The sequence below is a fragment of the Hyphomicrobium sp. genome, from assembly GCF_041659645.1.
Lineage (GTDB): Bacteria > Pseudomonadota > Alphaproteobacteria > Rhizobiales > Hyphomicrobiaceae > Hyphomicrobium_B.
Map to the genome: position 1 here is coordinate 418536 of NZ_JBAZXX010000001.1, position 14705 is coordinate 433240.

Annotated in this window: 15 protein-coding genes; 4 read left to right on the forward strand and 11 right to left on the reverse strand. The window is 59.9% G+C overall.

The genetic code is table 11. The features are described 5' to 3' along the window. Positions 1-4: 4 nt before the first annotated feature. From purE to WC811_RS01885, 3 genes are all read right to left on the reverse strand, one after another. A complete protein-coding gene (gene purE / locus WC811_RS01875; protein WP_372640319.1) occupies positions 5-499 on the reverse strand; it encodes a 5-(carboxyamino)imidazole ribonucleotide mutase in 495 nt (164 codons plus the stop codon). A gap of 172 nt (positions 500-671) precedes the next feature. Next, entirely contained in the window at positions 672-1061 is a 390-nt protein-coding gene (locus WC811_RS01880) for a thioredoxin fold domain-containing protein (protein ID WP_372640321.1), read from the reverse strand. Positions 1062-1170: 109 nt separating this feature from the next. Further along, positions 1171-1833, reverse strand: a complete 663-nt coding sequence (locus WC811_RS01885; RefSeq protein WP_372640323.1) for a DUF1007 family protein — start codon at positions 1831-1833, stop codon at positions 1171-1173. A 188-nt stretch (positions 1834-2021) separates the two neighbouring features. Here WC811_RS01885 and WC811_RS01890 point away from each other — a divergent pair, with 188 nt between their 5' ends. Then, positions 2022-3002 carry a zinc ABC transporter substrate-binding protein gene (locus tag WC811_RS01890; protein ID WP_372640325.1) on the forward strand — a complete coding sequence of 327 codons (981 nt, stop codon included), beginning with the start codon at positions 2022-2024 and terminating at the stop codon, positions 3000-3002. Positions 3003-3071: 69 nt separating this feature from the next. On the opposite strand, the gene phoB is transcribed toward WC811_RS01890, so the two are convergent. The 8 genes from phoB to WC811_RS01930 form a co-directional block, all read right to left on the reverse strand. Further along, positions 3072-3779 carry a phosphate regulon transcriptional regulator PhoB gene (gene phoB / locus WC811_RS01895; protein ID WP_372640327.1) on the reverse strand — a complete coding sequence of 236 codons (708 nt, stop codon included), beginning with the start codon at positions 3777-3779 and terminating at the stop codon, positions 3072-3074. A 36-nt stretch (positions 3780-3815) separates the two neighbouring features. Further along, the gene (gene phoU / locus WC811_RS01900; protein WP_372640329.1) at positions 3816-4529 is read right to left on the reverse strand and encodes a phosphate signaling complex protein PhoU; all 714 of its coding nucleotides are present in this window, start codon (positions 4527-4529) and stop codon (positions 3816-3818) included. A 41-nt stretch (positions 4530-4570) separates the two neighbouring features. Then, a complete protein-coding gene (gene pstB / locus WC811_RS01905; RefSeq protein ID WP_372640332.1) occupies positions 4571-5356 on the reverse strand; it encodes a phosphate ABC transporter ATP-binding protein PstB in 786 nt (261 codons plus the stop codon). Beyond that, complete coding sequence (gene pstA, locus WC811_RS01910; protein WP_372640334.1) at positions 5353-6204, reverse strand: phosphate ABC transporter permease PstA; 852 nt, start codon at positions 6202-6204, stop codon at positions 5353-5355. The genes pstB and pstA overlap by 4 nt, the downstream gene beginning before the upstream one ends. A 2-nt stretch (positions 6205-6206) precedes the next feature. Further along, positions 6207-7199, reverse strand: a complete 993-nt coding sequence (gene pstC, locus WC811_RS01915) for a phosphate ABC transporter permease subunit PstC (protein ID WP_372640336.1) — start codon at positions 7197-7199, stop codon at positions 6207-6209. Positions 7200-7286: 87 nt separating this feature from the next. Beyond that, positions 7287-8327, reverse strand: a complete 1041-nt coding sequence (gene pstS, locus WC811_RS01920) for a phosphate ABC transporter substrate-binding protein PstS (RefSeq protein WP_372640338.1) — start codon at positions 8325-8327, stop codon at positions 7287-7289. A gap of 389 nt (positions 8328-8716) precedes the next feature. After that, complete coding sequence (locus WC811_RS01925) at positions 8717-9793, reverse strand: ATP-binding protein (RefSeq protein WP_372640340.1); 1077 nt, start codon at positions 9791-9793, stop codon at positions 8717-8719. A gap of 236 nt (positions 9794-10029) precedes the next feature. Continuing rightward, positions 10030-10524 carry an Rrf2 family transcriptional regulator gene (locus WC811_RS01930; protein WP_372640342.1) on the reverse strand — a complete coding sequence of 165 codons (495 nt, stop codon included), beginning with the start codon at positions 10522-10524 and terminating at the stop codon, positions 10030-10032. Positions 10525-10741: 217 nt separating this feature from the next. Here WC811_RS01930 and WC811_RS01935 point away from each other — a divergent pair, with 217 nt between their 5' ends. The 3 genes from WC811_RS01935 to WC811_RS01945 are packed head-to-tail and all read left to right on the forward strand — an operon-like array spanning position 10742 to position 14700. Further along, positions 10742-12040: an imelysin family protein gene (locus tag WC811_RS01935; RefSeq protein ID WP_372640344.1), complete on the forward strand. Its 1299-nt coding sequence runs from the start codon at positions 10742-10744 to the stop codon at positions 12038-12040. A 48-nt stretch (positions 12041-12088) separates the two neighbouring features. After that, entirely contained in the window at positions 12089-13537 is a 1449-nt protein-coding gene (locus WC811_RS01940) for a multicopper oxidase family protein (RefSeq protein WP_372640346.1), read from the forward strand. Continuing rightward, the gene (locus WC811_RS01945; RefSeq protein ID WP_372640348.1) at positions 13534-14700 is read left to right on the forward strand and encodes a di-heme oxidoredictase family protein; all 1167 of its coding nucleotides are present in this window, start codon (positions 13534-13536) and stop codon (positions 14698-14700) included. Before WC811_RS01940 ends, WC811_RS01945 begins: the two co-directional genes overlap by 4 nt. Positions 14701-14705: the final 5 nt, after the last annotated feature.

The following is a 14705-nucleotide window of genomic DNA, read 5'->3' on the forward strand; positions in this document are numbered from 1 at the left end:
GTCTTCAACCCTGAACGGGCGTCTCGGCGACGTCCGCCGAATGTTGCTGGCGCCAGGCTTCGAGCCGTTCCGAGAGCGCGGGATCGGAAAGGGCGAGGATCTCGGCCGCCAACAAGCCGGCGTTCTTGGCGCCTGCTTCGCCGATGGCAAGCGTGCCGACCGGGACGCCGGCTGGCATCTGGACGATCGAGTAAAGGCTGTCCTGGCCCTTGAGCGCCTTTGATTCCACCGGCACCCCAAGGACGGGCAGCATCGTCATGGAAGCGGTCATGCCGGGAAGATGGGCTGCGCCGCCGGCCCCCGCGATGATGACCTTAAGCCCTGCCGCCTTGGCCCCCTTGGCGTAGCCGTAGAGCCGGTCGGGCGTCCGGTGGGCCGAGATGATCTTGGTTTCGAAGGGAACGCCCAGTTCGGTCAAAATGTCGGCGGCGTGCTGCATTGTCGGCCAGTCAGACTGGCTTCCCATGATAATGCCGACGTGCGGCCTGATCCGGCTCATAATGGCGTCCAAAGGCCCCGAAAACGGAAACCGCGTCGGTACAGGAGCAGGCCGGAGTTTACAAGGGTTTCCGGTGTCATTCCCTGGGGGATTTGGGACTTATGGTGCCTCGATTGAGTTGTCGCGGTCAATTTCAGGCCGCTTCAAGCCGTATCGCGGCGTTCCGGCGCCCTCAAGGCCCCGACGCCAGCAGATAGCTGATCGAATGGAAAAAGTTTTCCGGGCCGACGTAGCCCGAAATTCGCCCGACCTCGTGACGCGATTTAACCACGACGAACGTCGGCACGATGTCGACGCCGGATTTGAATTCCAGGTTGTCGGCCTCGATATCGTTGATGTCGACGAAGCGAACGGGCAAATCCTTGGCCTGAGCAGACGCCTCGTAGGCGGGGAGGACGTCGCGGCGGAAGAGTTTGCAATAAATGCATCCCTCGGCTTCGACGACGACGAGTTCGAGCGTGCCGCCGGGGATGGCGGCGTCGGTGTCGATGTCGGCGCGAGAGGTCGCGACGGGCGCGAACATCAGCGCGGTGATCAGAAGGGTGCGAAGGGTTGAGCGCATTGAGTTTCACCGCGTGTGAGCGAAGGAACCCATGCTTTCTAATTCATTAAGAACCGGCGGCCGTGGGAAAACTTTCTCACTAGTTAATGGTCGCTCCAAACCGGGACGGTCATGACTTCTTGCAGCTGACCGCGACGGTTTTGTATGAGCCGAAACCGACGACGCCTGCGCCGAATTGTTGGGCCATCGCGGCGCCGAGCTTCTTGGCCTGCTCATCCTGCTTCTCGGCGTCCGGATCGAGGACCGTCGCGAAGCAGCCAGCAGGGGCCGATGCAAGTTTGACGGCGTTTGTTTGCTCTGGTTCGAAATCGATGAAGTAGGAGGGATCAAAGACGGCGAACGTCAGCCCATCGGCATCGGCGAGCACGGGTTTCGCCAACGACAGATGAAAGAACAAGCGGAGCACGCCGTTCACGTATTCAAGATGGGCGCCGGAAGGCGCGGAAAATGCCAGCTGCTCTTCGCCGAGTTTGGCGACGGTGAAGTAGTTGAACTCTTTCAGGCCGTCCATATTGACTTTCAGCAACGGCTCTAGCTCGTGCTGATCGTATTTGCCGTCGTTGTTCGTATCCAGGCCTTCAAGGGCCATCGCGGCGTACGAGTCGTCGAAGCTCCAGACGTGATCGACGCCGGTGACCGCGCCGTTGTCGTAGTCGACCGTCATTTCGTATGTAACCCACATGTGGGGATGAGCAGATGCCGGCACGACGAGCGCGGCAAGCGCGAGCCCAGCGGCCACCAGACGGCGACAGGTATTGATGGTCTTATGCAAGATCGGCCTCGAACCCTGTGCTGTACCAAGCCGGCGAATCCCGGAGTTGATTTTAGGAAACGCACATCGAACGTGGCGAGAATGCGACGTCGCGAGCGATTAGACGGGCCTAGGCCAATTCGCCGGTAGAGTTGCGCGGTGAACGTCGACGGTTATATTATACTCTTTTGCATGACCGGAGTGAGCCTATGAGCCGTTTGCCAGCACGGAGTTTCGACGCTTTCGTTGCTTTGGCGTCGATGGTGATAGCGGCCGGCGCGACAACGGCTTACGCGGCGGAAACGCCAAAGGTCGTCGTCACGATCAAGCCCGTTCATTCTCTCGTAACCCGGCTCATGGCGGGGATCGGAACGCCGCAGCTTGTCGTCGATGGTTCCGCTTCGCCGCATACGTTCACGCTGAAGCCGTCAACGGCGCGGGCGATCAACGAGGCGGATGTGTTCATTCGCGTTTCTGACACGCTCGAACCGTTCACGAGGAAGATCGTCACGGCGCTCCCGTCCGGCGTGACGGTGGTGACGATTGCGGGTTCGGACGGCGTGACACTTCTCGATCAGCGTCACGGTGGGACGTTTGAAAAGCACGAGCACGGGCACGAAGAGGCTGGTACGGGGGCGCACGATGATCGCGACGATCATGATGAAGACGGCAAAGACGGCCATCTCTGGCTCGATCCCGCGAACGCCAAGGCGATCGCCGCTATAGCGGCCAAGGCGATTGCGGCGCGCTATCCGGAATACGCGGATAAGGTGAAACGCAACGAGGCGGCACTTGACGCAGATCTCGATGCACTAGACCGCGAGCTTTCGGACGAACTCAAGGGCTCTCGCGGCAAGCCGTTCATCGTTTTTCACGACGCGACGCAATACTTCGAGCATCACTTCGGATTAGAGGCGGTCGGTTCGATTACGGTCAGCCCCGACGTGCCGCCGAGCGCGAAGCGGTTGACGGAGGTTCGAGCCAAGATTTCGTCGCTTGGCGCGGTTTGCGTTTTTACGGAGCCGAACTTTCAGCCCAATCTCGTTGCGTCGGTGACTGAGGGAACGCACGCGCGATCCGGCGCGCTCGACGTCGAGGGGCAGATGCTGACGCCTGGCCCTAACCTCTATTTCGAGCTCATGCGCGGTGTCGCGCGCAATCTCTCGAACTGTCTTACGGCGCAGAGCTGAGTGGCGCATATTAGCGTTTGTGTATGGATCGATGGATCCTCGGGACGAGCCCGAGAATGAGATTCTCGCCTATTGCGCCGGGGCTTCGGCTTCACGGCCGTCGAAAACATAGCCGGCGCCGCGAACCGTGCGGATCGGATCGCTTTCGTTGCCGCGGATCAGAGATTTTCTGAGGCGGCCGATATGGACGTCGACCGTCCTTTCGTCGACTTCGGAAGATTGACCCCAGACGCGGTCGAGAAGCTGGCTTCGCGACAGGACACGGCGGGGGCTTTCCATGAAGACTTCGAGCATACGGTATTCGGTCGGACCGAGGCGAACTTCGCGAACGCCGCGGGTGACCTTGTGGGCGCCGCGGTCCATCGCGATCTCGCCGGAGACGAGAATATCGCTCATGCGCTCAGGCGACGCGCGCCTGAGGAGTGCCTTCACGCGTGCCATCAGCTCCTGAACGGAGAACGGCTTCGTGACGTAGTCGTCGGCGCCGGTCGTAAGGCCCCGCACGCGGTCGGCTTCCTCGCCGCGGGCGGTGAGCAGAATGATCGGCAAACTTTGGGTGTCGGCGCGATTGCGGAGGCGACGGCAAAGCTCGATCCCCGAAATTTTCGGGATCATCCAATCCAACACCGCTAAATCGAAGCTTTGCTCAGAAAGCAGAAGCTCTGCTTCCTCGCCGTCGGCGGCTTGCACGACGTCGTAGCCTTCCGACTGAAGGTTGTACTTCAGAAGCTCGGCCAAAGGCGCTTCGTCTTCAACAACGATAATCTTAGCTGGCATGGTATCGGATCATTGTTGCTTTCGGGGGAAGTTTGCTTACTGCCTCGGCGTGATCAAGGTCGAAGAGGTCTTGTCACCCTTCGGCCGGTCGTCGGCGATCGGAACGCCGTGAACGAGGTAGTAGACGTTCTCGGCAATGTTGGTCGTGTGGTCGCCGATGCGTTCGATATTCTTGGCGCCGAAGAGGAAATGCGTGCAGATGCCGATGTTGCGCGGATCTTCCATCATGTATGTCAGAAGTTCGCGGAACAGCGAATTGTACATGGCGTCGACCTGCTGGTCGTTACGCCAAACCTCCATCGCCTTCTCGGCATCGAGCGACGTCAAGGCGTCGAGTACGTCTCTGAGCTGCGTCTGGACCATCTCCGTCATGTGACGCATGCCGGTCATCAGGGGCTTGGGATAGGCTTCCCCTGCGATCGTGAGAGCGCGCTTGGCAATGTTCTTGGCGAGATCGCCGATGCGTTCCAGATCGCCCGCGATCTTGACGACGGTCATGATGTGGCGAAGGTCGTTAGCGAGCGGCTGGCGACGGGCGATCATCACGATCACCTGCTCTTGCAGTTCGCGTTCGAGCTGATCGACCATGTCGTCGTCGGCAACGGCCTTCTCGGCGAGCTTGGGATCACGGCGTTCGAGCGAATCCATCGCCTGGACAAGAAGCTTCTCGGCGTAGCCACCCATCTGGGCGATGCGACGATCGAGGAGTTTCAATTCGTCTTCGTATGACTTCACGGTATGTTCGTTCATCGCGGTAATCCTGAAATTCTGATGGGCCTCAACGCCATGCACTAGCCGAAGCGGCCGGTGATGTAGTCTTGAGTCCGACTATCGGTTGGGTTTGTGAAAATCTTTTGCGTGATGCCGAATTCGACGAGATCGCCGAGGTACATAAATGCAGTGCGTTGAGAAACGCGCGCGGCCTGCTGCATGTTGTGGGTGACGATCGCGATCGTGAATTCGTGCTTCAGCTCGTCGATCAGCTCTTCGACTTTCGCGGTCGAGATCGGGTCAAGAGCCGAGCAGGGTTCGTCGAAGAGAATGACTTCGGGGCGGATGGCGACGGTGCGGGCGATGCACAGGCGCTGCTGCTGGCCGCCCGAGAGCGAGAGACCGCTCGAGTGAAGCTTGTCTTTCACTTCCTTCCAGAGGGCTGCCTTTTCGAGGGCGGACTCGACGCGGCCGTCGAGTTCCGATTTCGGCAGGCGTTCATAGAGACGAAGACCGAACGCGATGTTTTCGTAGATCGTCATCGGGAACGGCGTCGGCTTCTGGAACACCATGCCGACGCGTGAACGCAGGAGGTTCAGGTCCTTCATGTCGAGGATGTTTTCACCGTCGAACATGATCTTACCCTCGGCGTGCTGGCCGGGGTAGAGATCGTACATGCGGTTCAGAACGCGCAGGAGCGTGGACTTGCCGCAACCCGACGGACCGATGAATGCGGTGACCTGGCGCTCGTAGAGGGGCAGCGAAATGCCCTTCAGAGCCAACGAGGTGCCGTAATAAAATTTAAGGTCCTGAACCGAAATTTTCTCAGTCAGTCCGGTACCGACGTCTTTTGACATTACGTTCATTTCACCGTCCTCGAAGAGCTTAACCAACGTGCAGCAATGCTGAGCGTGAGCACCGCCGCGGTGATGAGCAATGCACCTGTCCAGGCGAGGCGTTGCCAATCCTCGTATGGGCTCAGGGCATATTGGAATATGACGACCGGCAAGCTCGCCATCGGAGCATTAAGGTCGCTACTCCAGAACTGATTGTTAAGGGCCGTGAACAGCAACGGCGCCGTCTCGCCGCTGACGCGGGCAATTGCGAGGAGCACGCCCGTGATCATGCCGGCGCGAGCGGCCTTGTATGCCACTTTGCGGATGACGAGGGACTGCGGCATTCCGAGCGCGGATGAGGCTTCGCGGAGCTGGTTCGGCACCAGCAACAGCATGTTTTCCGTGGTGCGCACGACCGTCGGGATGACCAGGATGGCCAGAGCGACTGCGCCAGCAATTGCCGAGAAGTGCCCCATGGTGCGGACAAGAATTTCGTAGACGAAAAGGCCCGTCACGATCGAGGGAGCGCTCAACAGAATGTCGTTGATGAAGCGGATCACCGACGACACTTTGCTGAAGCGGCCATATTCGGCCAAGTACGTGCCGGCCATAATTCCGATCGGTGTGCCGACGATGACGCCCATGAAGGACATCACCAAGCTGCCAGCGATGGCGTTCAGGAGACCACCTTCGCCTCCAGGCGGCGGCGTCATTTCGGTGAAGACTTGAAGGTTCAGGCCAGCCAAGCCTTTGTAGAGCAAGGTCGCGAGGATCACTGCCAGGATCGTCAGTCCGAGTGCGGACGCTCCCCAGCAGAGGGCGACTGTGATCGTGCTCCGCAATTTGCGGCGGCGATATTTTGCTAAGTCCAAGGCCATGATTATGCTCCCGCCTTTTTCTCGATGCGCATCAGCATGAGGCGCGCGAGAGCCAGAACGATAAACGTGATGAAGAAGAGGATAAGGCCAAGCGCGATCAGCGACGAGGTATAGATGTCGCCGACGGCTTCGGTAAATTCGTTGGCGATGGTGGCGGAGATCGTCGTGCCGGGCGCCAGGATCGATCCCGAAATACGGTGGGCGTTGCCGATGACGAAGGTGACGGCCATGGTTTCGCCGAGTGCGCGACCGAGGCCGAGCATGACGCCGCCGATGATGCCGACGCGCGTATAGGGAATGACGACATTCCTCACGACTTCGCGGGTCGTCCAGCCCATGCCGTAAGCGGCTTCCTTCAAGACAGGGGGAACGGTTTCGAACACGTCGCGGCAGACGGCGGTGATGAAGGGCAGCACCATCATCGCGAGGATGAGGGCCGAGGTCAGAATGCCGATGCCGTAGGGAGGACCTGCAAAGAGACTGCCGAGGATCGGGATCGGTTTGAAGAATGCGATCAGCTCGGGCTGAATGTAGCGCTGGAGAGCCGGAGCAAAGAAGAACAGGCCCCAAATGCCGTAGATGATGCTGGGGACGCCGGCGAGAAGCTCAATCGCGATGCCGATGGGGCGGCGAAGCGGCATCGGGCACAACTCGGTCAGGAAGACGGCGATGCCGATGCTGATCGGTACGGCGACGACCATGGCGATCGCGGATGTCACGATCGTTCCGTAGATCGGGGCGAGAGCGCCGAACTGTTCGGTGACGGGGTTCCAGACTTCGGTCGTCAGAAAGCTGAAGCCAAAGGTCTTGAATGCGAGCCAGCCGCCGACGATGAGCGACACAAAAATCGCACCGAGGATGACGAGCACGAGATAAGCGGAGGATTGGGTGAGCAGACGGAAGAACGAGTCTGTCGTCTTAAGACCTTCGAGTACTTTGCGTCTGGCCGCCGCCGCCGCCAACGCTTGCGAATTCGCATCTGTCATGAAGGTCAAGTTTCCGCTCCGCACCAGTATAAAGGCATCAGTTTGTGGACGAGCCGAGAGGCGCCCGCAGAGCGAGCGCCTCTCAACGTCCGAGACTTAGTTCGAGAGGATCGGCTTGTTGTCTTCGCCGACGATCTCAGCCCAGCTCTTCTTGATTTCCGCGACGACGTTGTCGGGAAGCGGAACGTAGTCGAGTTCTTCAGCAGACTTGTCGCCGTTGGCGTAAGCCCATTCGAAGAACTTGAGAGCTTCCTTGGCAGCGGCCGCATCCTTCGACTTCTTGTGCATCAGGATGAAGGTCGGGTTCGTGATCGGCCAAGACTCAGCGCCCGGCTCGTCTGTCAGAACAACGCCCATGCCCGGTGCCGAAGCCCAGTCAGCGCCGGCAGCGGCGGCCTGGAAAGCCGTGATAACCGGAGCAACGGTCTTGCCGTCCTTGTTGATGAGCTTCGTGTAAGCCAGCTTGTTCTGCTTGGCGTAGGCGTATTCGACGTAGCCGATTGCGCCCTTCGTCTGCATCACGTTGTTGGCGACGCCTTCGTTGCCCTTCGCGCCGATGCCGACGGGGAACTGAACCGACGTGTTCGAGCCGATCTTCGACTTGAAGTCCGGGCTGACCTTCGAGAGGTAGTTCGTCCAAACGAACGTGGTGCCCGAGCCGTCAGAGCGCGAGACAACGGCGATGGCGTCCGAAGGAAGCTTCAGCTCAGGATTGAGCTTAACGATTGCAGGGTCGTTCCAGGCGGTGATTTCGCCGAGGTAGATCTTGGCGAGCGTCGGGCCGTCGAGGACGATATCGCCCGGCTTGATGCCGTCGAGGTTGGCAACCGGAACGATGCCGCCCATGACTGTCGGGAACTGGACGAGGCCGTCCTTGTCGAGATCTTCACCCTTGAGCGGCTTGTCGGAAGCGCCGAAGGTTACGGTGTTGGCGATGATCTGCTTGATGCCGCCGCCCGAGCCGATGGACTGATAGTTCAGACCAACGCCGGTCTCTTTTTTGTAGGCGTCAGCCCACTTTGCGTAGATCGGATACGGGAACGTGGCACCCGCGCCGGAAATGTCGGCTTTAACGGGAGCGGACACTGCGGCGGTTGCCGCAAGCGCCGCAAAAAGCGCCAGAATAGACTGTTTCACTCGTGGTCTCCTTGTTGAACGGGGGCTGTAGGCCTCGCCACTCCATCTGCCGGGCAAAGCCGACATGCACTCTGTAGTCCAGTTAGTTCACGCCTTTGTGAAACGTTAACGCGTTGTTTTTGATGCGTTATATTTTGTCCGTTAACGTCTTTTTAAGATGTGAGGACCGGGTTTGGTCCGACGGCTTCTAAAAAGATGCTCCTGATGAGGACATTCCTCCGGAGCGTCTGCGGCCTTCCCCAAGGCGCGCGGTGCGAAGAATTAGGCTGTTCGGACTAGGTCGCTTGTACAACGGCGGCAGTCATAACACTGTCATCCAACGCAAGGCCCGTTCTAACGACTCCAAGCTATGGAAATGTGACAGTTTACACTTTTGATTTATAACAGTTTTATTTGTAGGCGGGCAGCGCGACGTTAAAAGTCGTGCCTTGGCCGACCACGGATTGGACCGAAAGTTCGGCCTCGTGGCGGTTGAGGACATGCTTGACGATGGCGAGGCCGAGGCCGGTGCCGCCGATGCGGCGGCTGTGCTCAGCGCTGACGCGGTAGAAGCGTTCGGTCAGGCGGGGCAGATGCTCAGGCGCAATGCCCGGTCCGTTATCTGAGATCGAGACAAGCGCTCGTGCAGGAAAGCTCTCATCACGCGGACTGGTTTTCTTCAAGAGTGAGATTTTCACCTGACCGCCGTCGCGGCCGTATTTGACGGCATTCTCGACGAGGTTGTGAAACACCTGGAATAACTCATCGCGGTCGCCCATCGCGACCAGTGGACCGGCGGCGGGCTCGGCGTCGATCGTAATGCTTCGCTCCTCGGCGAAAGGCATCAACGACCGCGTAACGTCTTCCATCAGGTCATTGAGATCGACGCGTCCCGTCGGCTTAAGGTTGGCTTTTTCTTCGACGCGGCTGAGCAAAAGCAGATCGTCGATCAATCGCGTCATGCGTTCGGCCTGATCGGCCATGATGGCGAGAAATCTTTCACGCGCTTTCTCATCGTTTCGTGCGGGACCCTGCAGGGTTTCGATGAATCCGCGCACCGAAGCGAGCGGCGTTCGCAATTCGTGGCTGGCGTTGGCGATGAAATCGGTGCGCATTTCGAGCAGGCGGTGCTGCTCGGATTCATCATGGATCGTGATCAGCGCCGCGATCGGAGGGCGCTGGTCGACGGCACCGAGCGGCGCGACCGTCGCAATGAGACGCTGGCCCGCGCCACCACGAGGTACGAGACGCGCCGTTCTCTTCTCGCCGTTTTGAAGGGCGTCTGAAACGGCGGCGATGAGTTCGGGATCGCGATTGACATGCTCGAGAGGCACGCCCTGCCGCAGCCGGTCGAAGAGGTTGTGGGCTGCGCTGTTGTAATTCAGGATAACGGACGACTCATCGAGGACGATCGCGGGATCGGGCATCGCCGCGGCGAGATCGGTCCACGTCAAATTCTTGTCCGAGCTTGAGCCGCTGCCTGTCATGTCACCCACATTTTGGCGAAGCGTAGCGCGGGGCCATGCAAGTAACGCGGCAGCGGCCGCAAACAATCCACAGGCGAAGAAAATTCCGTCGCGAAGTGGCCCGCTCGCCCATGTCGACAGTGGGGCGAGTATAAGAACCGCTGCGGCGCAGAGCGCGGAGAGACCTAGGCGATCGTTATCACGGGTCATGCCCGGTGCAGTAATCTTGATGGGCGCCATAAGCTAGTCAGCAAAATTCAGGTTCGCCGGGCGCCGCGCGCCGCTGGTTTCTTGCCGCGCACCTTGCTGCCGGGCACGCTTTCCCCGTTCGGCACTGTTTCGAGGAACCCGATTGGGGACTTTACGGCGAGTTCCGCCAGCGTGTGCTGGTCAAGGACGGAGATGAACGCGGTCAGGGCATTGTCGAACATGGCGTTGATGTTGCCGGGATCGGCATCGCTCGACTGCGGATCGATGCCTCCTTCGACCTGTACGCGGGTCACCTCAATGGCGCGGACGACATCACCGATCCGGATCACGGAGGCCGGCTTTGCCAGGCGAACACCACCGTTCGGGCCGCGGACGGCCGTCAGAAAGCCTGCGTGCGAAAGGATATGGACGATCTTGAAGACATTTTGCTTCGTGACGCCCAGACGGTCCGAGACATCGGCAACTTTCACAAGCTGGTCTTTGGCGATCGCGCAATCGATCAGAATACGGATCGCGTGGCCGGTCTGCTTCGTCAAGCGCATATGCGAATTACCTAAGGCGCGCGGCCGCGACGGAAAAATTCCTATGCTTCCTTGTTTCACAAATCTTGTCAGCGTGGCAAGGGGCGGAACTAATCGGAGTTTACTTGACAGTTCCGTCCTCGGGCATTCTATACCAGCACGGTAAATAATAGGGGCTTGGCGGCTCCGCTCGGGCGTCTTGCGGATCGCTGAACGGCAATTGCTACGGAGACCCGGAATGTCGAGGAATGCATTTTCATCGGCCTGCGCAACTCAGTTTGCGCTTGCCGCATTATTCGTGGCGTCCGCAGGGGTTGCTCCGGCCATAGCGGCGCCGCCGACGACCAAAGACATCATCAAGAATTACGGCGACGTGGCCGAGGCCATGTACTCCGACTCGCTGGCGAAGGCGAAAGATCTCGATACCGCGATTGACGCATTCCTGGCAGCGCCGAGCACGGAAACGCTCGGGGCGGCGCGCACGGCGTGGAAAGTCGCGCGGGTTCCCTACATGCAGACCGAAGGCTTCCGGTTCGGCAACAAGATCGTCGACGACTGGGAAGGCAACGTGAACTCGTGGCCGCTCGATGAGGGTCTGATCGATTACGTCGACGCGGCGAGCTACGGCGACACGAAGGAAGAGAACCCTCTCTACACGGCGAACATCATCGCCAACAAAAAAATCCGCCTCGGGCCGAAGATGCTCGACGCCAGCAAGATTGATAAGACAGTCATCGCCAAGCTCAACAGCGCGCTCGACGTCGAGGCGAACGTCGGCACGGGTTATCATGCGATCGAGTTCTTGCTGTGGGGACAAGACCTGCACGGCACCGGCCCAGGCGCGGGTGAGCGACCGGCGAGCGATTACGATCTCAAGGCGTGCACGCACGCGAACTGCGATCGTCGCCGCGATTATCTGAAGGCGGCTTCGGGCCTGCTCGTCGACGATCTCGAAGAAATGGTCGGCGACTGGAAGCCGGATGGTGCCGCGCGTAAGGCGCTGGCGGGCAGCGATGATAGCACGCAGCTCTCGACGATCCTGACGGGGCTTGGTTCGTTGTCTTACGGCGAACTCGCGGGCGAGCGCATGAAGCTCGGCGTTTTGCTGCATGACCCCGAGGAAGAGCATGACTGCTTTTCCGACAACACCCACAACAGCCATTATTACGACCAGGTCGGCATGATGGAGATTTGGAATGGCAAGTACGACGGTGCGACGCCGGTCAGCGGAGCGAGCATCGCGGAGCTTGCGCGCGAGAAGGCGCCGGATGCGGCAAAGCGTGTTGACGAGGCCATGGCGGTAACGCTCGGGAAGATCAAGGCGATCAAGACCAAAGCCGATTCCGGCGAAATGGCCTACGATCAAATGCTGGCGGCAGGAAACGATGTCGGCAACAAGATGATCCTCGATGCGGTCGACGCTCTCGTCGCTCAGGCGCGAGCGATCGAAGCCGTCGTCGCGGCGCTGAACCTCAAGGTCAAGATCGAGGGTTCAGACAGCCTCGATGATCCCGCTAAGGTCGCCAAGGCGAAATAAGTTGGGTTCGTTGCAATCCCAAACGGTTCCAGCCAGAGAGGTGTCCGTATGCTGACGCGGCGGGACCTCATGATGGGAAGCGCGGCTTTCGCGGCAAGCGCGGGAGCCGGATTTCTTGCCACGAGTCACAAGGCGCTGGCGCGCGACGTCATCGCTGAGCCGATTGCACATGGTGTCAAGTCGGTCGCCTTCGATCTTGCGGAGCGACCGACGGCTCTGCCCTGTTTCGGTGGTAAGACGCTGCCGCTCTGGACCTTCGAATCCGGCCCGACTTTTCCGATCATTCGGATGAAGCTCGGCGAACGTCTCGATACGGTTTTCAAAAATCATTTGCCGAGAGAGGGCGAGGTCGCGTCGATCCACTGGCATGGTCTCAGAATTCCGAACACACAAGACGGCGTGCCGTATCTGACGCAGCAGCCAATCGCGCCCGGTGGCGAGGGGCGTTATTCGTTTGTGCCGCCCGATACCGGCTCGTTCTTTTTTCACACGCACTGCAATTCGACCGAGCATTTCGGGCGTGGCCTGATCGGTGCGCTGATCATTGAGGGCGACGAGATCACGCCATCGGATGGTGAATACGTGCTCTTGATGAAGGACTGGCGCCTCGGACCGGGCGGGGCGTTTCTGCCGTTCTCGACGGACGAAGGCGCGGCGAAGGGCGGAACTCCGGGAACGATCCGCTCGGTCAACGGTGCGACGTCGCCGGTGATCACGGTGCCTTCGTCGGCGAATATTCGCATCCGGTTCTACAATCTCGATCCGATGCGCATTTCCGAGATCGGGTTCGAAGATGCGCAAGCCGCGATCATCGCTATCGACGGCAACGGTTTGCCGCCGATGACGTTCGAATCCTGGCGGCTCGGCACGGCGATGCGCGTCGATATTCTTCTTCGCACCGCGCCGCCCGGCGAATCGGTGAAGCTCTACGATTACTACTCGAAAGAACCGGTCGTGCTCGCCGAGTTCAAGTCCGAGGGGCCGCCCAAGCGGACCGATGCGTTCGAGCCGTTGCCGCTTAAAGTCATGCCGTTTCCGAAGCTCGATGAAGCGAATGCGCAGATCATTCCATTTGAATTTTCCGCCACGCCGACGGGACAGGCCATTGCGGATATCGGCGCGGGTCCTGGGATCGAGTTAGGGCCGCTTTGTCTCGCGAAGCGGACGTTCTGGGCGATCAACAAGCGGTCGTGGCCCCAAGATCACCGCGACCTTGGGCCGCCACTCGCGGTGCTCAAATCCGGGCAAAGCTACATCTTCGAACTCGATAACACGACGCCGCGGTCGCATCCGATCCATATCCATGGCCATACCTTTGAGGTCTTGAATTCGAGCAAACGGAAGCTCCCGCGCTTTCGATGCGATACAGTGCTGTTGATTCCAAACGAGCGTATTCAGGTTGGCGTTGTTGCCGGTCTTCCCGGGAAATGGATGTTTCATTGCCACATCCTCGAACATCAAGAAGCGGGCATGATGGGATACATCGAGGTCGTGTGACGCGGGGACTGTGTCTGCTGCTCGCGCTGGCGTTTCTCGCTGGTCTCGGGTCCAGCCCTGGCCGAAGTGATCCGCTGGATGCTGCCGTCGGAAAGGCGCTCTTCGACCGGCAATGGATTCCGGCGCCATCGTCGACCAATGGCACCGATGGGTTGGGTCCGCTTTTCACGTCGCGGTCATGTACGGGCTGCCATTCGCGCGGGGAAGGCGCGCACATCGTTACGCGCGATGACGGTGCGCCGGATATCGCGGGCGCCGTCGTGCGCTTCGGCAAGGCGGACGGCACGACAGATCCCTATTACGGACTCGAATTGCAGACGAATGCCGTCCCGGGCCTCAAGCCCGAGGGTGCCGCGCGGTTCCTACCCGATTTCAAATACAACCTGAATGGACCGCCACTCTCGGAGGGCGTTCACGCGGGGGCGCGACTGGCGCCGCCGCTGTTCGGACGAGCCGCTTTCGACGATGTGTCGGACGAAGACATTCTGGCGCGTGCCGCAGCCAACGCGCATGGCGGCGGTCCTATCAAAGGCCGGGTGAACGTGACGCCGCACGGTATCGGCCGCCATGGCTGGAAGGCGGCGCAGGTTTCGATCGAAGAGCAGGTGGCGCACGCGTTCGCGTTCGACATCGGCCTGTCGAGCCCGCTGTTTCCGCTGCCCTACGGCGATTGCACCAAGCTCGAAATGGCATGCCTGGCGTCGGCCAATGGCGAGAGTTCACTTTTTGATGGGCGCGAACTTTCGTCGGCGATGGTCAATGTCGTCGCGAGCTATCTCAAGACATTGCGGGCGCGCCCTCTGAGGGACGCTTCCGCCCTGTTCGCTTCAACCGGCTGCTCGGCTTGTCATGTGCCTAGCCTCAAGACGCGAGACGGGCGCGAAATTCCGGCCTTCACCGACCTTCTGCTTCACGATATGGGTCCGGCGCTGGACGACGGTGTCGGTGAGCCCGGCGTCAAATCGTTCGAATGGCGGACCGCGCCGCTGATCAATGGCCGTCTGCCGCCTGAGAAACGGCGCTATCTTCACGACGGATCGGCGGCAACGGTTAACGACGCTATCGAAAAACACTGTGGCGAAGCGGAACATAGCCGCATTCTTTTCGAGGCTTTAACGGTCGACGACAAGAAGCGTCTGGTCGATTACGTGAATGGGTTATGATGGTG